The organism is Lysinibacillus sp. COL-1, from assembly GCF_059814265.1.
The window spans coordinates 108,145-128,938 of the sequence record NZ_JCAWSJ010000003.1; the positions used below are offsets into that span (position 1 = coordinate 108,145).

The 20,794-nt window shown below is 36.6% G+C and carries 21 protein-coding genes, 1 pseudogene and 1 riboswitch; of the genes and pseudogenes, 13 read left to right on the plus strand and 9 right to left on the minus strand.

Going from position 1 to position 20,794, the window contains the following annotated elements; translation table 11 throughout:
• Positions 1-29 precede the first annotated feature (29 nt).
• From AC6BKE_RS04895 to AC6BKE_RS04915, 5 genes are all read right to left on the minus strand, one after another.
• Entirely contained in the window at positions 30-767 is a 738-nt protein-coding gene (locus AC6BKE_RS04895) for a cyclase family protein (protein ID WP_342504348.1), read from the minus strand.
• 88 nt (positions 768-855) lie between these two features.
• A riboswitch (SAM riboswitch) is annotated at positions 856-962 on the minus strand.
• Between the two features lie 95 nt (positions 963-1,057).
• Positions 1,058-1,456: a YuzC family spore coat inner layer protein gene (locus tag AC6BKE_RS04900; RefSeq protein WP_036128728.1), complete on the minus strand. Its 399-nt coding sequence runs from the start codon at positions 1,454-1,456 to the stop codon at positions 1,058-1,060.
• A 123-nt stretch (positions 1,457-1,579) separates the two neighbouring features.
• A complete protein-coding gene (locus tag AC6BKE_RS04905; RefSeq protein WP_036128726.1) occupies positions 1,580-3,148 on the minus strand; it encodes a helix-turn-helix domain-containing protein in 1,569 nt (522 codons plus the stop codon).
• Between the two features lie 633 nt (positions 3,149-3,781).
• Complete coding sequence (locus tag AC6BKE_RS04910) at positions 3,782-4,732, minus strand: ABC transporter substrate-binding protein (RefSeq protein ID WP_342544420.1); 951 nt, start codon at positions 4,730-4,732, stop codon at positions 3,782-3,784.
• 159 nt (positions 4,733-4,891) lie between these two features.
• Complete coding sequence (locus tag AC6BKE_RS04915; protein ID WP_141904202.1) at positions 4,892-6,076, minus strand: MFS transporter; 1,185 nt, start codon at positions 6,074-6,076, stop codon at positions 4,892-4,894.
• Between the two features lie 109 nt (positions 6,077-6,185).
• Between AC6BKE_RS04915 and AC6BKE_RS04920 the strand changes: the two genes are divergently transcribed.
• Positions 6,186-6,569 (plus strand): winged helix-turn-helix transcriptional regulator, encoded by a 384-nt coding sequence (locus tag AC6BKE_RS04920; RefSeq protein WP_036128717.1) that lies wholly within the window; start codon positions 6,186-6,188, stop codon positions 6,567-6,569.
• A 55-nt stretch (positions 6,570-6,624) separates the two neighbouring features.
• Here AC6BKE_RS04920 and AC6BKE_RS04925 read toward each other — a convergent pair whose 3' ends face one another.
• A complete protein-coding gene (locus tag AC6BKE_RS04925) occupies positions 6,625-7,470 on the minus strand; it encodes an aldo/keto reductase (protein WP_499856067.1) in 846 nt (281 codons plus the stop codon).
• Positions 7,471-7,819: 349 nt separating this feature from the next.
• Here AC6BKE_RS04925 and AC6BKE_RS04930 point away from each other — a divergent pair, with 349 nt between their 5' ends.
• From AC6BKE_RS04930 to AC6BKE_RS04970, 9 genes are all read left to right on the plus strand, one after another.
• Entirely contained in the window at positions 7,820-8,260 is a 441-nt protein-coding gene (locus tag AC6BKE_RS04930) for a VOC family protein (RefSeq protein ID WP_499856069.1), read from the plus strand.
• 279 nt (positions 8,261-8,539) lie between these two features.
• On the plus strand, positions 8,540-9,208 hold the full coding sequence (locus tag AC6BKE_RS04935; protein WP_342504351.1) for a response regulator transcription factor: 669 nt from the start codon (positions 8,540-8,542) through the stop codon (positions 9,206-9,208).
• Complete coding sequence (locus AC6BKE_RS04940; protein WP_499856071.1) at positions 9,205-10,587, plus strand: sensor histidine kinase; 1,383 nt, start codon at positions 9,205-9,207, stop codon at positions 10,585-10,587. Before AC6BKE_RS04935 ends, AC6BKE_RS04940 begins: the two co-directional genes overlap by 4 nt.
• Positions 10,588-10,757: 170 nt before the next feature.
• On the plus strand, positions 10,758-11,669 hold the full coding sequence (locus AC6BKE_RS04945; RefSeq protein WP_499856072.1) for an ABC transporter ATP-binding protein: 912 nt from the start codon (positions 10,758-10,760) through the stop codon (positions 11,667-11,669).
• Positions 11,666-12,376 (plus strand): ABC transporter permease, encoded by a 711-nt coding sequence (locus AC6BKE_RS04950; RefSeq protein ID WP_499856074.1) that lies wholly within the window; start codon positions 11,666-11,668, stop codon positions 12,374-12,376. Before AC6BKE_RS04945 ends, AC6BKE_RS04950 begins: the two co-directional genes overlap by 4 nt.
• The gene (locus AC6BKE_RS04955) at positions 12,376-13,113 is read left to right on the plus strand and encodes an ABC transporter permease (protein WP_499856075.1); all 738 of its coding nucleotides are present in this window, start codon (positions 12,376-12,378) and stop codon (positions 13,111-13,113) included. The genes AC6BKE_RS04950 and AC6BKE_RS04955 overlap by 1 nt, the downstream gene beginning before the upstream one ends.
• A 20-nt stretch (positions 13,114-13,133) precedes the next feature.
• On the plus strand, positions 13,134-14,396 hold the full coding sequence (locus AC6BKE_RS04960) for an erythromycin esterase family protein (RefSeq protein WP_231745009.1): 1,263 nt from the start codon (positions 13,134-13,136) through the stop codon (positions 14,394-14,396).
• Between the two features lie 69 nt (positions 14,397-14,465).
• Positions 14,466-15,350, plus strand: coding sequence for a helix-turn-helix transcriptional regulator (locus tag AC6BKE_RS04965; RefSeq protein WP_058843872.1), 885 nt, complete (start codon positions 14,466-14,468; stop codon positions 15,348-15,350).
• Between the two features lie 90 nt (positions 15,351-15,440).
• Entirely contained in the window at positions 15,441-15,599 is a 159-nt protein-coding gene (locus AC6BKE_RS04970; RefSeq protein WP_004231699.1) for a DUF1540 domain-containing protein, read from the plus strand.
• 48 nt (positions 15,600-15,647) lie between these two features.
• Here the strand turns inward: AC6BKE_RS04970 and AC6BKE_RS04975 are convergent, their stop codons facing one another.
• Both AC6BKE_RS04975 and AC6BKE_RS04980 read right to left on the minus strand, forming a co-directional pair.
• Complete coding sequence (locus AC6BKE_RS04975; RefSeq protein WP_036128699.1) at positions 15,648-15,893, minus strand: hypothetical protein; 246 nt, start codon at positions 15,891-15,893, stop codon at positions 15,648-15,650.
• 73 nt (positions 15,894-15,966) lie between these two features.
• Positions 15,967-17,304, minus strand: coding sequence for an aminotransferase-like domain-containing protein (locus tag AC6BKE_RS04980; protein WP_499856077.1), 1,338 nt, complete (start codon positions 17,302-17,304; stop codon positions 15,967-15,969).
• 118 nt (positions 17,305-17,422) lie between these two features.
• Here AC6BKE_RS04980 and AC6BKE_RS04985 point away from each other — a divergent pair, with 118 nt between their 5' ends.
• The 3 genes and pseudogenes from AC6BKE_RS04985 to AC6BKE_RS04995 all read left to right on the plus strand — a co-directional run bounded on the left by AC6BKE_RS04985 (position 17,423) and on the right by AC6BKE_RS04995 (position 19,186).
• Complete coding sequence (locus AC6BKE_RS04985; protein ID WP_058843874.1) at positions 17,423-18,331, plus strand: DMT family transporter; 909 nt, start codon at positions 17,423-17,425, stop codon at positions 18,329-18,331.
• Positions 18,331-18,702: pseudogene (locus AC6BKE_RS04990) on the plus strand (EamA family transporter); the annotation flags it as partial. The gene AC6BKE_RS04985 and the pseudogene AC6BKE_RS04990, both read left to right, overlap by 1 nt.
• Before the next feature lie 43 nt (positions 18,703-18,745).
• Complete coding sequence (locus tag AC6BKE_RS04995; protein WP_499856080.1) at positions 18,746-19,186, plus strand: EamA family transporter; 441 nt, start codon at positions 18,746-18,748, stop codon at positions 19,184-19,186.
• A gap of 120 nt (positions 19,187-19,306) precedes the next feature.
• Here AC6BKE_RS04995 and AC6BKE_RS05000 read toward each other — a convergent pair whose 3' ends face one another.
• Positions 19,307-20,761, minus strand: a complete 1,455-nt coding sequence (locus tag AC6BKE_RS05000; protein ID WP_101966884.1) for an MFS transporter — start codon at positions 20,759-20,761, stop codon at positions 19,307-19,309.
• Positions 20,762-20,794 lie beyond the last annotated feature (33 nt).

Consider the following 20,794-nt stretch of genomic DNA (forward strand, 5'->3'; position numbering starts at 1 on the left):
TCAACATATGAATCGTACAGACCTTTGTGTTATGGCAAAATAGCAAATGAGCGTACAGGGAATCCAGATGCCTTTTCAGGCTTAGGGACGATATTGAAGATAATTGCCCCCTTCGCAGGTAGCTTGTCCAAGTTAGTCATCAACTCAATTTGATAGATGTTTTGTTCAAGCACGAAGTATTCGCCATCTAGCTTACCATTTTTGTGAAAATCAGCGGCTGAATCAGTATCAAATGTTTCATGGCCAAGTGCACTTATTTGACGTTCCTTCAATAAAAATTGTAATGCCTCTAAGCCCCAGCCTGGTATATGGTTATGTCCATCCATATCTTGGTTACTAAATGCCTCTTTATCTGGCCAGCGCTTACTCCAATCTGTACGTAGCGCTACAAAGGTACCTGCTTCAATTACTCCATGTTGTGCTTCAAAATCAAAAATATCTTGCACACTTAGCGAGAAGTCATGATTGTTAGCAGCTTCTCGTGATTTATCAATGACGACAAGAGGAAGAACTAGTTCTTTTAGTTCTAATTCTTCTAGATAGCGGGAGTCTCGCACAAAATGAATGGGTGGGTCGATATGTGTGCCATATTGTCCTGGGAACGTGAATTGTTGTGCGAAGAACCCGTCATCATGAGAGAATAATGTTTCAAATTTAGCATCTTCAAACATAAAAAAATGTGGGGAATTAGGGCCGAATGTATGTGTTAAATCAACCCATTGTTTTGATTTTAATAATTGTAATGCTTGTAAAAGTTGGTTTGACATTGATTTCACTGCTTTCTGTTAAAATTAGTAGAACATAAAAAAGAGTCCCCTTAGAAGAGGACTCCAGAATAAGCAACGGTAGTTCTTCTTCTCATCTTTCAGGCTTAAAATTTTGCCAATTGGAATTAGCACCATACTGTTGAGCTGGTTGCTGAGACTTCATCGGGCCAATCCCTCCGTCTCTCTTGATAAGAAAAGTGATATAAGAATTTTCAGAAATAATAATAAAAACACTTTAGCATAGAATTTTATAGTTTACAAGTTCGATAGAGATATAAGGGTAAATTTTTTTACCAACTTAAATTTATGGTTATGCCACAACAACCATTATCCATAAGACGTATTCTGAAATTGTCTGGTGTATAATTTGCATCAAATTTCATCGTAATGCCTGTTGATGTGATTAATTTATCAACCTCTGTTTTATTTGAAAGCTGTGCAGCATTCATTAGATCATGTGCAAATTGTTGAGAGCTATCAATTTTATCCGTAAGCAATTGAGCCTGTTGCATGATCGCCTTTATCCGTGTAGCTGACATTTTTAATTTATGTGTGTCGACAGGTGGAAAGGGGGTAGTGTTCGGCATTGCTAAATGTTGAGGAATAGGTCTAACGGCAAGCTGCTGGGCAAGTGGCGACGTTGGGTAATGATAAGGATGAACAAAGTACGGATAAGGATTGTAATACAATGTAATTCCTCCTATCCTATAGCTGATATCTTATCTTATGTAGCTAAACGTCTTTAGGTGTTATTTTGCAGTGCAATGTCTGTCCTAATCATTTAAAAAGGAAGCCAAAGTGAGCTTCCTCTTTTAGCCGAGAACATGTAAGACATCATCAATTTTTTTACTATGAGACAGAATACCGTAATTCATCCATGTTAAAAAATCCACTTCATATACACAGTTGGTTTTAACTGCAGCTAGATTTTTCCACATAGAAGTTTTTAAAATCGTACGCTCCTCGTTCTCGTAAATGGAATGTTGTTTATCAAAAGTAATAAATAAATGATCCGCATCTAATTGCAGCAATTGATCAAATGTCAGTGGTGCTTTACGTTGATTGTGCGGAATACTCCAGACAAGTGGATGTGGCATTAAACCGAGGTCACGATATAAAATTGGCCCCGTATAGCCACATTCAGGACCCGCATATAGAGTAATGCCAATGGCTGAAATGCGAAGAAATGCCACACTTTGCCCATAAACGGATTTACTAAGAATTCCTTTTGCTTGCTGTACCTTATCCTCATATTGTAGGATCACGTCTTGCATCAAGGCGGTTTTTCCTGTTAAATCAGCAATCTTAAACAAAGTAGACTGCCAGTTCTCTCCAGGATGTGAGATATGACAGATGGGAGCTACTTCATTTAAATGATGACAGGATTCCCATCGCTCTATACCTGCATCTAGCATAATTAATGTTGGTTTATAGTGAAGGAGTCGATCCATTTCTCCATTTTGTACATCGATATCAGGCACTTCTTGAAGACCTAAATAGTCTTGTTTTCCCCATTTTGGATGACTGAATTGAGCAATTGGTGTAATCCCAAGGGCGACAAAGAAGTCTTCTAAGAATGGTGCAAATACACGTAGATTGCTGCTTTGGTTTCTTCTATATTGTCCTGGAGAGATGCCGACATGTTCTTTAAAACGACGATTGAAATAATACTCATTATTAAATCCGATAGACTGACTAATTTCAAATACCCGATCATTTGTTGTCATTAATAATTGCTTGGCTTTTTCAATGCGAATGTTATTTAAATAGTGAAGAGGGATTTGCCCTGTAATCTCTTTGAACATACGGGTATAATTCCATCTTGGAACATCAGCTAGCTCTGCCAACTGCTCGACAGTCCACTCTTTTTCAAAATGTTTATGCAAATAGTTAATGGATTGCTCAACAGATTGACGATCATTTTTTTGCACCAGCTTGGGTATTGTTTGATGTAAGAGCAATAACATCAGCTCTTGAAAGTGTACATGCTGCTCAAAGATGGTGTGCTCATCCTCCGCTAGACGGTTCTGATAAATGGCTTCTAGCAGTCTACGACATTGCGAAAAGGGGAGGAGACGTTGCTCTTTGACACGCTTAAAAGGGCTAGTAGTCTGTTTATTGCTAAGATGGACAATGTTGAACTGTAATTGATAAAAACAAAGGTGCTCGTTTTGAATGCGTATATTAGCCGTGTTATTAGGAGGAATCGATATGCACTTTTCTTCACTAAGATGAATGGTGTTATGATCTATTTCTAGCTTTCCGCTGCCACTCATTACGATGAAAAGTGTATAGAAATCACTATTAAACTGCTGCTTGTTCGTTGATTGAATCACATAAGAAATAGTTTGTAACGTATAGACATGTGTTAAGTTACCCATTGATGATTCACCCCTTTATAATTGAATTTGGAGAACAACACAAAGAAAGCTCTCTGAAGAGCTTTCTTTCATGTTGTTGAAAAAAGATGATGTCAACGGCAGAAAAAGCAAATTTGCAAGGTGAAAGGTTGATTTCCGTTCCGCCAGCGCCCTTTCCAGGGGGCGTCCGATGAGCCGCTTCACTCACTTACGCTCGCTCCAGGGTCTCATCTGTGACGCTAAATCCCCTACAATCAACCATTCTGCAAAGTGTCTTTACTTTTTTTCATAGTAGTATAGCGATCAAATAGCCCATTATCTGTATTCTTAGAGGGGATAGGCTCTTATTTTCAATATGGAGAAGTGATGAATGACAATCATCCTCCATAAAATAAGTAGCAAACACCTTCACTTTATTTGAAAACCTTTGCTAAAAAGGTACCATTTTTGTGGGTTGGAGTGGAAGGCTACTTGACTCCCATGGGATAGCGAGACAGGCGAGCCCCTGCACGGAGGAAGCGGCTCAGCGCTCGCCCACAGGAAAGCAAGTAGCCTGCAACGGAAATCCATTTTCATCTTTCACAAAAATTTTATGGATGGTTTTGTTTTTCAACGCTATGCAAAGAAAGCCCTCATAGAGCTTTCTTTTGAAAATTATTTCACGAACCATTTTTCAAGATCATCATATTTCAGCAGGTTAGCTGTGATAGCTCCAGACTGCCAATATGTTCGATCCGCAATATAGACATGCCCATTTTTAACAGCAGGTACTGTTTTCCATAGTGTACTATCTAACCATTTAATCGCTTCTTGATTTTCTTTCGAATCCCAAGTGCCATTTGAAGGGAAAAGGATGATATGATCCGCATCTAGCTCTGGAATAGCCTCTTCAGATAAGACTTCATGAAACTCTGTCATATCACGTGCTAATGGATGTGGTGTCAAGCCCGTTTCTGTGTAAATATAGCCAGTGTAGCGATTTTGAATGCCAAATAAAGCTAATGTATTATCTGCGACATTTAGACGTACAACAGCAACTGTTTCGTCTCCAATTGATTCATCTAATTTTGCTTTTAAATCGGATACACGTTGCTCATATTTATCAACGATTTCCTTTGCTTTATCAGGAATATTTAAAACATCAGCTATTGTTTTTACAATTTCACGTGGATTTTGTAGAATATCTTCTTTTAAGCGGTAAGTAGGTGCAATCTTTGAGTATTCTTCATATTTTGCCTTATCCGCGGCGCCATCCACAATGATTAAATCAGGCTTAGCTTGTAGTAATGTTTCCATACTACCAGTAATGTCGAACTCAGGAACATCTAATCCTAAATAGTCCTGTTTACCCCATGATGGGTGATACCATTGCACAACAGGTTTTACATCCAAGGCAGTTAAATAATCTTCCATATAGATAGCAGCTACACGCTGTGGGTTTGTAGGAATTTCTACTTTTCCAAACTCATCTTCTACAATTCTTGTATCTTTAGTTGATTGATCTTCTTTCGCTGTATCCTCTTTTACTTCATTTGAGCCACAGGCACCTAACACGAACATTAGTGCAAGTAAAAGGACAAATGAAAAATATCGACCTCTACACATTGCTATTCACTCCTATTAATTTACTAAAACAGTAAGAATGTCATCTTAACCTAGAATGATAATCATTCTCGTTTGATTCAAGTAAATTATAGGACACAACATATCAACAAACAATACACATTCTCTACTTCTTTTTTATACAAAATGAAATTTGACTTCCTATTGTTTTTTATTATCGAAAATGTACCAGACTAATGTAACAATTGCTGCCAGCATAACCATTAAAAATCCATACAAGGGAGTATGCGCTAATGATTGATGGTGAATAATAAAGCCCCCAATATAGGACCCTAAAAATATACCAATGTTGAAGGCAGAAATATTTAATGCTGAGGCCATAGAAATAGCTGATGGTACATATTTTTCAGACAGTAGAACAGCATATAGCTGCAATCCTGGGACATTCATAAACATAAATAAGCCCATTACTAATACCATGATTAATCCGATAATAGGTGATTCGAGCATGAAGCCAATGCCGAGCAACGCCAAGGCAAGTCCTACAAAAATAATAAAGATAGAACGTAGCGGATTATGATTAGCAAAATGACCACCTAATGTATTACCGATCGCAACGCAAATACCATAGACCACTAAAATAATGACTACTGCATGAGGAGAATACCCCATATATTGCTCTAAAATAGGTGAAATATATGTGTAGACAACAAAGGCACCACCGTATCCAATTGCGGTAATGAACAATATTAAAATCATGCGAATATTGCCTAATACTTTGCCAATATCACGAATAGAGATAGGATTGCCTTTCGACAATTGGTTAGGTACTAAGATCGCATTACTAATTAAACCGATAATCCCAATGACGACGATAAAGATGAACGACATCCGCCAGTCTGTTACTTGACCAATAAATGTACCAAGTGGAACACCTGTTACAGTAGCCAAAGTTAAGCCTGTAAACATAAAGGCAATAGCACTGGCTCGTTTATTTGGTTCCACTACATCAGCCGCTATAACGGAAGCGATGGACATAAACACACCGTGTGCTAATGCTGAAATAATACGTCCGATTAATAATAAAGAGAAATTAGGTGCTAAAGCGACTGCTAAGTTACCTACTATAAAGATGGTCATGACAAGCAATAATACGGTTTTTCGACTAAGGCGTGATGTTAAGGCTGTTAATAATGGAGCTCCAACAGTTACCCCTAGTGCATATATAGAAACGGTTAAGCCAGCTGTGCTTAGAGAGATACCAAAGTCATCTGTAATTAATGGTAGAAGTCCAACGCTGATAAATTCAGTGGAACCTATACCGAATGCACTGATTGCAAGAGCTAGTAAGGTTAATTTAGCACTTGACTCTTTTGATTTTGACATACTATTAAAATCTCCTTTGATTTTTTTTATTGTGTGTAGTACTATTCATACATACCTAAAAGATATGTACGGTACTTTTAGTTACTTTTGAATATTACAGGGGGTCACAATGCAAAAAGTTTATAATATTGGTGTTGAAGCTACGCTTGAAGTTATCGGCGGTAAATGGAAACCAGTCATTCTTTGTCATTTAAACCACCATGGTAAAATTCGAACAAATGAGTTTCGCCGATTAATTCCGGGTATTTCTCAAAAAATGCTTACAAGTCAATTAAGAGAGTTAGAGCAGGCTGGATTAATTCATCGAAAGGTCTTCAATCAAGTACCACCAAAAGTCGAATATTCATTAACGACCTATGGACAAGGGATGGAACCTATTCTGAACATGCTTTGCACTTGGGGCGAAAAGCATGTTGAATTATTACAGGATAAAGGTGAAGATGTACTGTTAAAACAACGTGATGAAGATATCGCAATGCAGCAAACATCGTAATGAGGGGAGAAAGAGACTGTCACATGTAAGATAGTCTCTTTTCCTCTTTTTATGCTTATAGAGCAAAGTCGAATTCATTTGGATTCGGTCCGACACGCTGTTCAAGATTCATCGCATTGATTGTAGCCATTTCTTCGTCTGTTAGAAGGAAGTCGAAGATATCAGCATTTTGTAGCATGCGTTCTCGACGCACAGATTTTGGAATCGCAATAATGCCGTTTTGTACATCCCAGCGCAAAATAACTTGAGCATTAGATTTTCCATATTTTATTGCGATTTTCGAAATCGTTTCATCTTCAAGAAGCCCACCTTGCATTAAAGGTGCCCAAGCCTCCAGTTGAATTTGGTGGTTATTACAGAATGAATGAAGCTCAGCTTGCTGTAAGCGTGGATGAAATTCCACTTGATTGATAACAGGCTTAATGCGAGCAAATGATAGTAAGTTTTGTAAGTGTGAGGCTGTGAAATTACATACGCCAATTGCTTTTATCTTACCTTGATCATATAAGTCTTCTAGAGCCTTCCAAGAGTCAGTATATTTATCTTTACCTGGCCAATGAATAAGATAAAGATCTAGATAATCTAAACCCAGTTTTTCTAAACTCTTTTCATAGGCTGTAATAGTTTCCTCATAGCTTAATCCATCGTTCCACACTTTTGATGTAATAAACAGGTCTTCACGTTGTAAACTAGTGGATGTTAGTGCCTGTTTAATACCTTCTCCTACACCTTCTTCATTGCCATAAATAGCAGCTGTATCGATGCTTCGATAGCCGACCTCGATGGCGTTTTTGACCATTTCTGCAGTAGCGCCATTCTCGACTTGGAAAACACCTAAACCCATACCAGGCATTTGTAAGCCATTATTTAATGTGATTGTATCTTGTAAATGAGTAATCATTTTTATTCCTCCAATATGTGAGTTTGCTTGATTGCTTTTTCATTATGATGTTTCGATAAGGTGAAAAAAAGTACGCACATTTTTGTTTCATAGAAACGTCGAGGTAACTTTTGTGAGCTGACAATGGTTAGAGGAATAAAAAATTTTGCTATTAAACAAAATGGTAAGCCCCTAATTGGTCACGCATCTTCTAATCAGAAAAATATGGGGCGCTATGGAATGACAATTGCCTGTACAAAGAGTATTTGGACTGAAGTAAACGAATGACTTTTTTTGTAATAAAGGGAATTTTTGTTGGATAGCGAAATTAAATTAAAAATAGTAAAACTTTATAAAGGGGAATTGGAAGATGAATCGGTTAAATTTAATCACATTAGGTGTTATAGATATGGTGAAATCACTAGCATTTTATCGAGAGGGGCTTGGCTTTGAGGTAGTCGTGTACGGAGACGAAACGAATCCAGATGTGATGTTCTTTAATAATGGAGGAACGAAAATATCGCTTTTTCCAATTGAACGCTTAGTCAAAGACATCAATGAAGCCAACCCACCAGAAATTGGCCGTGGCTTTGGCGGAATTACACTTGCCTATAATGGTAAAACAAAAGAAGAAGTAGATCGTGTATTTGCATTAGCAAAAGAGGCTGGAGCGACAATTGTGAAAGAGCCAGAAACTGTGTTTTGGGGAGGCTATAGTGGCTATTTCCAAGATCCAAATGGCTACTACTGGGAAGTAGCCTATGGTGACATGTGGCAGTTTGATGAAAATGATATGCTGATTATTCAATAATAATCCAAAAAGAGAGCAAACTAGAAACATTAGTTTGCTCTCTTTTGCATGAACTGTTAAATATCCTAAGTTTTGAGCAGCTTTAGACAAGTAAAGAATCTTTTCATCCACAGGGCAGTAGGATTTTGTATGTATAGCTGCCTATTCCCACAATTAATAAGATTTTACCCTATAATAACCATGTATGGGATTTATATTGTTTTTAATTTCTAATTAAATGTATAATGCAAAATATGGTATTTTAATATAATTTTTAATTAGTAATAAGGAGGGTGACCATTGATTCGTATATTGTACATAGAAGATGAGAAAGAAATAGGGCAATGGGTCAGTAAGGAATTAACTGAAAGAGGCTATGAAGTAACCTGGTTAGAGTCTGGAGAAGATCTTGAGCAACATATTGCCTCAAAGGATATTGCTATATTGGATGTGATGCTACCTGGCTTAGATGGTTTCTCCATTGGCAAAAGAATTAAACGAGAAAATAAGGACTTACCAATATTAATGTTATCAGCTCGAACGGCTATTGAGGATAAAATTGAAGGGCTCCACTTCGCTGATGATTATGTAACAAAGCCATTCCACCCCGATGAACTAGTAGCAAGGCTTGAAGTATTACTGAGAAGATATCAAAAAAATGATGATGTCCTAGCATTGCAGCACCTAAAAATTTATACGAAAGATATGCGAATTATCAATACATTGGATGAAGAAGAAATTCTTTTGACTGGTAAACAATTTTATTTATTGCAGTATTTTATACGTCACCTCAATCAAATTTTAACGAAGGAACAACTCTATGAGGGTGTTTGGGGTGAGAGTTATATAGAAGGTGATAAAACATTGATGGTACATATCCGTTACTTAAGAGAAAAGATTGAAGTAAATCCTGCAAAGCCTCTGATTATCGAAACAATTCGAGGTATAGGCTATAGGGTGAAACTATGAAATTTTTCCGATCACTATTAGCAAAATATATGCTAATTATTTTATTAGCCATATCAATTGTGCAAATATCCTATCTGGGTGTTGCGATTTTCGTGTTAGGCATTACAAAAACAGCGTCTGGAGAATTTTCAAGTGATGTTCTTCTGGAAAGTGAAATCGAGGAGCAATGGCATACAGAGGCCAACAGCATAAAACAAGCTTCAGATCATACTGTTGCCGAGTTTTTTCAAAAATGGCAAGAGCAATATCCTACAGCCTCTATGTTTTGGGTAAGTGAAGAGGGCAATCTCCTGACTTCTGTCAATGTGAAGGAGCAGTTACCAACAAAATGGACACCAGCCTATACAACTCAATTTATAAAGGAACGCTATGGAGGTAATCCATTTACTGTTATGGCTTTCGTAGGCGGTGATGTATCAAATGGCTTTATTGTATTAGAGATTTCAAGGGAAGCCTTTAATCCACCGCTTATTAAGGTCTATGATAACTATGGTAGCTTCTTACTTTTTGGTGTAATTGCCGTTATTTTATTTTTTATTGTCGTTTCGCTTTTATTTTTCAAAGGAATCCGAAAAAGATTATTACATCTCCAAGAGGCCATGGAGATACGTGATGTAGACGGTCTACCTATTGAGATTCATGTGAAAAAGCGGGATGAAATTGGGCAATTAGAGCATAGCTTTAACAGAATGGTTTGCGAGCTGAGAGATAGTAAACAGCGTCAACAGAAGGAAGAACAGCTAAGACGGGAACTGATTGCCAATTTATCACATGATTTACGGACACCGTTAACAAAAGTAAGAGCCCAGTCCTATACGATTAGCAAAGAAACCTTGTCAGAGGAAGGCAAACAAGCTTTGAAGGCAATGGAAACATCTATAGTGAATATTGATGCTTTAATCGAAAATCTAATGTCCTATACATTGTTAATGGCAAGTAAATATAATTTCGAACCGAAAAACATCAATGTTATTCGGTTTGTGCGGGAACATCTAACAACCTGGTATCCAGTTTTTGAGCGAGAAGGTTTTACGATCGACATTGAACTGCAAGCATTTGAACCTAATGAATGGCGTGTTGATCCATTATGGTTAGGACGAATATTTGATAATATATTCCAAAATGTATTGCGTCACGCTAACAGTGGGAAATATATAAAGGTGACAACGGAATCAACGGAGAGTTACATAGCATTTGTGATTGAGGACCATGGTCAAGGGATGAAAAATGAATCGAATGCTAAGGGGGCAGGAATTGGTTTATCCATTGTTGATGTAATGGTAAAGGGTATGGGTTTAGAATGGGACATAAACTCCAATCACTCGGGCACAAAAATTAGTATAAAAAATGTGATTCAATCTGCGAAGCTTGGGAAGTAAAAGCTCGCAGATTTTTTTATGTTGATGCAACAATTTTTTTGTATGGAAAGCGTTGCGGCAGAAAAAGAAAGGCTCTTATAAAAAGGTAGAAGTTTTTTAAACAAAATTTAAACTTGGTCCATACCTGTTTTTAACCTTCTCTTCTTATGATAGTAAATGAGGTGAGAACATTGGAATATATCGTACAAACACAAAACTTATCAAAACACTTTGGGAAAGAGCAAGCTGTATCAAATATGAATTTACAAATACAAAAAGGTGAAATATACGGATTTTTAGGGCCAAACGGAGCAGGGAAAACGACTACGATTCGTATGCTTCTTGGTTTAATGAAGCCTTCCACAGGTACCATTAAAATTTTTCAAAAAGACATTACGAAGGAGCGTATTCAAATCTTAGCCAATGTAGGTTCATTAGTAGAGAATCCTTCCTACTACCCACACTTAACGGCATACGAGAATTTGGAGGCACTAAGAAAAATAGTAGGTGTACCGAAATCTCGAATCGATGAAGTTCTCGAAATTGTCCGTTTGAAGGAAGCTGCTAATAAAAAGGTAAAGGGCTTTTCGTTAGGGATGAAGCAACGTCTCGGTATTGCTGCTTCTCTACTGCATAATCCTGAATTACTTATTTTAGATGAACCAACGAATGGTCTAGATCCTTCAGGAATTATTGAAATTCGCAATTTAATTAAAAGGCTACCAAAGGAATACGGCATGACCATTATTATTTCCAGCCATTTATTATCAGAGATCGATCAAATGGCGACTCAAGTAGGGATTGTTTCTAAGGGGAAATTGATTTTCCAAGATTCTATTGAGGCGATGCGTAGATTTGCTCAACCAAAAGTTCTATTTAAAGTGAACAATGGTGAAAAAGGATGGCGCTCTCTATTAGCCCATGGCATTAAAGCAGATTATCAAGATGGGGTTATTTTCTTAGAGGCATGCTCAGATGAAAAAGTTGCTCATATTGTCCATGTTCTTATTCAGGAGGGTATTTCAGTATTCCGAGTGGAGGAAGAGAAACGCTCATTGGAGGATATATTCCTGCAAATGACGATGGGAGAGCAGGCGATATGATGGGCAAGCTGTTAACTGCTGATTTTTTAAAAATCAAACGCAAAGGATTATGGTTTTTAACGCTCTTAGGTCCCTTAGGTGTTGTCGCTCTACAAATGGTCAATTATGGAGTAAGAAAGGATTACCTCTTACAGCAAAGTGAAGATGATTGGGGCTATTATTTACTAAATGTTCATTCATTCACACCGCTTGCCATTGTGTTGGGCATTGCCATTTTAACATCCTTCATGGCGAGTATTGAAAACGAGACTAACGCTTGGAAGCAGTTTATCGCATTACCTGTATCCAAATTAACCGTATATTTATCTAAATATACTGTGTTAGCTATCCTACTATTTTTGTCTTCAACACTACTCATGATTTTTACGCTGAGTTATGGGCTGTTTTTAAATCTAGGTGAACCTATTCCTTATATGGAGTTAGTTAAATTTAGTTACTTTCCTGCACTTGCAGCATTGCCTATTTTGGCACTTCAATTGTGGATTGCGAGTGTAAGCCATAATCAAGGGATTCATATTACAGTAGGCATTTTGGGGGTGATATTTGCTTATTCCTCCTATGTTCTACCTGACTGGATGATATGGAAATGGCCATCATTGATGAACCACTGGGATGAGCCGATAATCAATGTCGTGCTAGGTGTAGGGATTGGTATTTTACTCTATATTGCTGGCATGGTCGATTTTGCAAGAAGGGACGTGAAATAATGAACGCTTTACTGAAAGCTGAATGGTTTAAATTGCGTAAATCAAAAATGGTACCTATTATTTTGGCGGGGCCCATGATTGGGCTTTTCATTGGACTATCAGCAAATTTAGAGGACAATATGCAGGGACTGGAAATAAATGAATGGTATATTGCCTTATTTTCAATGAATTTAACATACGCATTATTATTTTTACCTCTTATTACGGGCGTTTTTGCGAGTCTCATCTGTAGATATGAACATCAGTCTGGCGGATGGAAGCAGCTTTTAGCATTACCGGTAACGAGAGGGAAAGTATTTGTAGCAAAATATGTGTTAATTATGCTGCTTGTTCTAGCGATGCAGCTCTTGTATTTAGGCTCCATCTTTGCTGTAGGTATGCTGAAGGGCTATACAGATCCTTTTCCAATGGGAATCGTATGGAAAAGTATTGTTGGAGGATGGGTAGCAACATTGCCTTTAGTGGCCCTTCAATTATGGTTATCCATAATGTTTAAAAGCTTTGCTGCTCCATTTGCTGTCAATGTCATATTTACGTTGCCATCAATTTTAGCGGTGAACTCTGAACGAATTGGTCCATATTATCCCTGGGCACAGCCTTTTTCAATGATGTACATAGGTGGCAAGACAGACGATGTATTCTTTGTGCCATGGGAGCAATTATTAACAGTAGTAGGTGGTGGGTTCATCCTATTTTTCCTCGGAGGATATTACTATTTCCAACGAAAAGCCATTTAACACCTTAAAGGAGAATTGACATGAGAATAATGAAACGAAGCTTCCGATTTTTAACTGCATCAATGCTATTAGTAGCTTTAGCTGGATGTGGGCAGGGGGAGTCTATAAAAGATGTCTCGCAGTATACTAGTGAAATAAAAGATATCAATATCCCTGATGATGTAAAAATTATTGGGTTTGGAGAAGCAACACATGGCAATATCGAATTTCAAACATTAAAAAAAGACCTATTTAAAGCGATGATTAAGAATGAAAATGTCCATGTTTTTGTCTTAGAAGGAGATTTTGGTGGAGCCCAGCAGATTAATCAATTTATTTTAAACGGTGTTGGAACGGCGGAGGAAGCTATAAAGGCTCTTGATTATGGCATTTATAAAACAGAACAAATGATTGAACTTGTTCAATGGATGCATGATTATAACTTAACAGTCGATGAACAAGATAAAATTTATTTTTACGGAAATGATATGCAACGCTATGATTATAGCAAAAAGGGATTGCTTGATTATTATGCACAGGTACATGCTGACAATGCTAAGAAATTTACGACTGAGCTAGAGCATGTTTCCAACAAAACGATGAGAGATTTATCGAATAATCAGCTAATAGAGCTTGATAAAACGATTGATACAATCATCAACGATTTACAATCAAACAAGGCGATATATGAGAAAAAATCATCAAAGGATGCCTTCTCCTTTGCTGCTCAATATGCACAAATTATGAAGCAACGTACGCAATTATTTGTAAATGATGGAAACTATATGAATTTGCGGGATGAATATTTGGCTGAAAATTTACAATGGATTGTGGAGTACGAAGCAACGCAAGGGCATGATAAAGTGTTAATGTCTGCTCATAACGGTCATATTGAGAAAACCTCTGCTTCGATGGCAGGCTATCAATCAATGGGACAATACTTAAATGAGCAATATAAAGAACACTATTTTGCGATTGGCACAGACTTTGTCAATAATACATTTCAAGCACAAAACGGCTCTGGTGAACGAAAGGAATATTCAATTGAACATCATAATGTGTTAGTGGATGCTTTTAGTGACATCGATAGCAACATCTTTTATGTGGATTTTGAAACTGCCAAACAATCGAAGGAGCTGGCAGATATCCTTTCCCAAAAGCAAAGAATGGGCAATATCGGTGATGATTTCCGTCCGTGGTATAAGCTAACACAAATGCTGTATACCATTAAAATGACACCTGAAGAGGCTTATGATGGTCTCATTGTTGTGCAAGAAGCAACACCAACAAAAATAATTGATTAAGTTAAATTTAGCAACTTCCATCAAAAAATCTCTTTCCTTCTTCAATATAATAAAGATGAGGTGAGTAACATGGAGTATAGTCAGGCAACACAAAGAACGATTGCCTATATCGAGGAGCAATTGATGGAAGAAATTTCACTTGAACGTCTTCCTAATAATGCTGGCTACTCGAAGTTCCATCTAAGTCGTATTTTTAAGCAGGAAACGGGGATTACGATTGGTGAATATATTCGTATACGTCGACTAGCCATGGCTGCGAGTTATTTGATGTACTCTAATGTATCGATATTAACCATTGCATTTACACTTCAGTTTCAATCACAAGAAGCTTTTACAAGAGCCTTTAAAGAAGTTTATGCATTACCACCAGGGAAGTATCGAAAATTGATGCAATCACTTAATATGTTGGAGGAGGAAAATTACATGGAAACAGTTGAACAGGTTAAAGGTTGGATGTTGAGTGGAGCGAATCCAGAATTATATAAATTTCATACAGATGACAAGGTGTTTCATTCAGGGAAGCGTTCAGGCGTATTGTATTCCACAGCTGCATCAGCAAATCAGGGACAATTTGCTACGATGATGCAGGGCTTTCAGGCTACTGACTATAAAGGAAAGCGCTTGAAAATGTCTTGCTATTTAAAGACGGCAGATGCCACAAAGTGTGGTGCATGGATGCGTATTGACAATGGTACGGGTGATACTATTCAATTTGATAATATGGATCAGCGTTCTGTGACAGGTTCTACTGAATGGAATCATTATTCTATTGTCTTAGACGTACCTGAAGAAGGTGACTCCATTTATTTTGGTGTGTTATTAATTGGTTCTGGGAAAGTATGGGCAGATGGTTTCCGATTTGAAGAGGTAGATGACAAAGTTCCAACAACGAATATGCTTTCACAGGAGCATTTACCAACCCATCCAGCTAATCTAGACTTTAGTATGGCTTAATGGAGGCAATGTAATCATCGATTGACTTTGTTTAACAACGTATTGTTTACCTCTAATTTGTTAAAACTAACAAAGAGGAGGTGTGAGACAATGGCACAAGAAATTCTTTGTGAAGTCAATAACTGCACATTTTGGGATTCTGGTAACAAATGTACAGCCGAAAAAATTTATGTTGTCAGCCAAAAGGGACAACATGCTTCCAACAGCGAGGAAACAGACTGTAAAACATTCGAACCTGAAACGCATTAATGCCAAAAGGGTAGCCATGTATATGGTTACCCTTTTTCCCTGTCTTTATTAATAAAAAATATCCACCTTTTCTTTACTAAATAAAAGTGCATGTGCATTGCTCACTTTTTCTTCCACATAATCTAACGAGTATTTACCAACGGAATCTGTTAAATCACCAATGGCCCGAGATAAATTATCGATAATTGGAATGAGTTTGTGTAATTCAGTACGGTCTTTGTCTTTGTGCATCTCATCCATGATTTCATATGCAAGACGCTGAATTTTCCTTAATCGCAATTTTTCAGATTGCATTGAATCCTCCTTATTAAGCAATTTAAGATGTCTCATTATATGAGCTACAATAAGGTTTCATGAATTTTTTTCTTTAGAAGTAATTGCTAGGACTTTGAAGGGCTGATGCAATTTCCCTTATGCCAACGTTGATTTTAGATTCCTCCACATTGGACACATTTAGCTTTAATATTCGCTCATGATCAAATGCATCTAAATAATTGCGGTTAATCGTATCTAGATAAATTTTGTGTTGCATCAAATGCTGAATAAGCTTTTGAGTATTGACCTGTCTTGGTAGAACGATATGGCTATGCATACAGACTTCTATTGATGCCTGATATTGGGCTAAATGCGTTGCTATGGATTGCTGAAGGCTATTCGCTCGGCTTGCATAAGCTTCGGTGACTTTCTTTTGATAACGTTCAAACATACCACTTTTCAAGTAAAGCTCTAAGGCAGCCTGTGAAATCATGGAGCTATCAATATCAGTGGTATTTTTGTACTGCTGAAATGTGTCAGTAAAGACATCTGGTAAAACGGCAAGTCCAATACGTAAGCCAGGAAACATGATTTTAGAAAAGCTTTTTAAATAGATAACATATTGCTGTGTATCATCTGTATAAATGGGATCTATTTTCGAATTTTGCTCGAAATCTGCCAAATAATCATCTTCAACAATGTAAACATTATATTGATAAGCAAGTTTACGGATTAGATCTTTTGTCTTTTTACTATAAGAAGTACCTAGAGGATTGTGCAGACGTGGCATCGTGTAAAAAAACTTTATGTCATGTTTACTAAAAATGCTTTCTAATTCATGTAAATCAATGCCATCCTTTGTTCTTTTGATGCCGATTGCCGAAACTCCATAGGTTTTTAAATAATCCATATATAAATGGTAACTAGGTTGTTCCACTAAAATGGTTGAACGACCATTTGGAAATGGCATAATACTTAGCAAAGTCAGGGATTGCTGGACGCCAGAAGTAATAAAAATATTTTCTTCTTTTGCGAATACTTGATAGTTTGCTAATAATTTTTTCGCTTCTGTTATTAAAGATGGTAAGCCTTTTGGTGTTCCATATCTAAATAGATCTGTTTGGTATGTATCAATAGCTTTGTTTATACAATGTTGAAAATCCTGATATGGGAAAGCATTCCAACTGGGTGAAGATGTAGCAAAATCTATGTGATCTCTTTCCTGTGGTTGTAAGGGTAACTGATGGTCAACAACATAGTAGCCGCTTTTCGGTAATACATAGATAAGATGCTGATCCTCAAGTTTTTTTAAAGCAGTTAAAATAGTACTTTTACTACAGGAAAATTGCTGTGATAACTGGCGGATAGAAGGTAGTTTTGCCCCTGATTGAAGAGTACCTGCTTGTATTTGAGTCAGCAGCTGAGAATAAATCCATTCATATTTAAGCATAGACAGCCTCCAGCACATCTGTATCGGTACAGATGTGTTTTTTTCATATCGTCTATAGGTTCTCTTTTTAATACGATAACTATACCGGCCGGAATGATTTGAGAAGGAGCATTATCGTATGTCAGAAAAAAGAAAAGCCTATATAGCAGCGATTTCGTATGCATTTATCATTGGCCTTTCATTCATGTTTGTGAAAGTTACATTAACGGTGGCGAGTCCAACTGATATATTAGCCCATCGCTTTACGTTTGCCTTCATCGGTATTGTTATTTTAATGGTATTTACGAAAAATAAGCTAACAATAAAAAAATATGATTTACTAAAAATTTTACCGTTAGCCATATTGTATCCCATTGTTTTTTTCACTTTTCAAGTGCTTGGGCTTGCTAAAATTTCCTCTTCAGAGGCTGGAATTATTCAAGCAACGATTCCTATTTTTACATTAGCACTAGCAGGTTTATTATTAAAGGAAAAAGCTACTCGTGGACAGCTCGTCTTCATTAGTTTATCTGTACTTGGAGTTATCTACATGCTAATTATGAATGGGGCCAATGCAACTACAGGAAATGTCATCGGCAGTGGACTTATTTTACTTTCAGCCCTTGCTGCGTCGCTTTATAACGTGTTTGCACGAAGGCTTACAAAGCAATATTCATTACTGATTTTAACGTATGTAATGACATTATGTGGATTTGTCATTTTTAATGGGGTGGCTCTTGGAAATCATCTGATGAATGGTACAATCGATGAATTTTTTCAGCCATTAACACATGTTGATTTTGTCATCGCGATTTTATATTTAGGGCTATTATCCTCGCTCGGTACGTCCTATTTATCCAATTATGCGTTATCTAAATTAGAGGCTTCTAAAATGAGTGTTTTTAGTAACTTTGCTACGCTCATTACAATACTTGCAGGCGTTTTGTTTTTACAGGAAGTCTTTCACCTTTATCACTTTATTGGTGGAATCATCATCATTATTGGCGTCATAGGAACAAATTATTTTGGGCAGAGGCAGGTAGTGTAATGAGAAAATACAGCCTTTTGCTATTAATAAGTTGTATATGGGGCTCTCAGTTTTTCTTCGTAGCATTAGTTACGAATGATGTGGGAGCTGTCACTTTATCTTTGTTAAAAGCTTTAATCGGTGCAATCTGCTTAAGTATTATGGGCTTATTTTTGAAAAAAGAAAACTACTTAGCAAATAGTAAATTATACATTGGGATTGCCATTTTTGAAGTAGTGATTCCCTTCGTCCTCATTGCGCAAGGTCAAAAATATGTATCCAGTAGTATTGCGTCTATGCTCATAGCAATGGTCCCGATTATCACGTCAGTTCTCTTTGTTTTTTTCTTTAATAAAAAAGTTAGTTCGTTTCAAACGATTAGCATTCTATTAGGCTTTTTGGGGGATCATCATTCTTTCTTGGCCAATACAAGGGGTGAGTGGTTCAGGGACAGTATTAGGGAATGTGCTGCTACTATTAGCAGCACTGAGCTTTGCATTTTCGTTAATTTTAATGGAGAAGTTAGAGGGTGGTTCACCAATCGTTCATATGAGAAATGTTTTAGGAATTGCCACTGTGATTTTATTACCAATGGCATTTATCCTTGAACAACCATTACGATTAAGCATAAATGGGATTCAGGTCGTCTCCATTGTTATATTAGGCATTTTCCACGCAGGGATTGTGTATATGCTTTATAATCTTTTAATTAAAAGTGAGGGTGCTTTATTTGCCTCTTTTAGTAATTATATCGTTCCTGTAGTAGGTGTTCTACTTGGATATTTGATATTGAAAGAACCGTTATTAATCAAACATTTCATAGGGATATGTATTATTCTTTGTGCTCTTTTGTTGTCGAAAAGAAACAAGAAGTGAACGTTGGTTATAAAAAATCACCTCGATAGTGTACGAGGTGATTTCAGACTGTAGACAAGCTCGAAATAATGAAGAGCTTGTCATACATTATTTGAAAAATCTATAAATCAAAATAGTAATTTATTGTTGCTTTATTTTTATTCTTAAAATCATTTTATGATAAAGTGACAAAATCATATAGGCTATCATAGAAAACAGTCCAATGACAATTAAACTTATAGTAAAAGCATGTATATAATTTAACAAAGAAGCGCTCTCTAAACTTGTTCCTAAATAATAAGAAAATAGTATACTAATACCTGCGACTGCTAAGGAATTTGCTAAGTACATAAAGGTTGTAAATAGACCAGCAGCAACCCCCATATGAATCTTTGGAATGTTACCCAATATGGCATTTGCTAAAGGTGTTGTAGCAAGACCAAGTCCAAGGCCATAGACGAATAAAAGGATTATTGCATCAGTTCTGAGTAAATTATATTGCTCCATCCATAAAAAGAAGACAAGTAAAAAAGTACACATACTCATACATAATGCACCCATTTTTAAAACAATAAAACCATACTTATTAATAATTTTTGAAGAAATAATAGACGTTACAAAAAATCCAATTCCTATTGGTAGAAAAACTAAACTCGTTTCTCCTGTATCATACTTTAGGCCATATTGTAAAAAGTAACTAAGGATAAAGAAAAAGGCAAACATACTTAAGTAAATAGCTAGCACAGAACAAATGCCAAATACAAAAGGGCGATGCTTAAATAAACTTAGGTCTACGAGAGGTGATTGTTGAAGTTTTTGCTTAAATCGCTCAAGATAAATGAACAGAATAAGTACAACAAATGAAAGCAGTAGACAGCTAAAAATCCATGTTTGCCATCCTTGTTGTTGGACTTCGGATAAAGGATAAATAAGTAGAAATATACTAACCATTAATAAAATTGAACCCATCCAATCAATATGATTGGATTTCTTATCCGTTGACTCCGGTATAAAAGGGAGCAAAAGGAGTACTAGCATGCCAATTGGAACATTGAAAAAAAATACAGTTCGCCAACCGCCGTTAAATATATTCCATTGAACTAATAATCCCCCTAATATTAAGCCAAAGGTAAAGGCTACTCCAATGACAGCACCATACAAGCCGAAAGCTAAATTTTTTTCTCTAGGCGGAAAAATTTCCTGGATTGTTGATAAAACTTGAGGCTGAATAAGGGCTGCGGCTAAGCCTTGAACAAATCGAATCCCAACTAATAACAATGGGCTTGAAAGTATTCCTCCTAAGAAAGCAGTAAGGGTAAAGAACAATACGCCAATCCATAATATTTTTTTTCTACCGTAAATATCGCCTAGTTTACCTCCAATTATTAGAGCAGTTGCAAGCCCAACCGAATATCCTGAAAATAGTAATTGAGCGTGAGAAAAGGATATATGCAAGTCGTTTTGAATGGAAGGTAATGCAATTTGTATCATGTAAGTATTTAAGGAGATTAATAATGTTGGAAGTAATATCACCGCTAATGCCAACCATCTATATGAATAGAACGTACTTGATTTTTCTGATGAAATTGGATTCATAGATACTCCTCCTTATATTGATTGGTTGTCAGT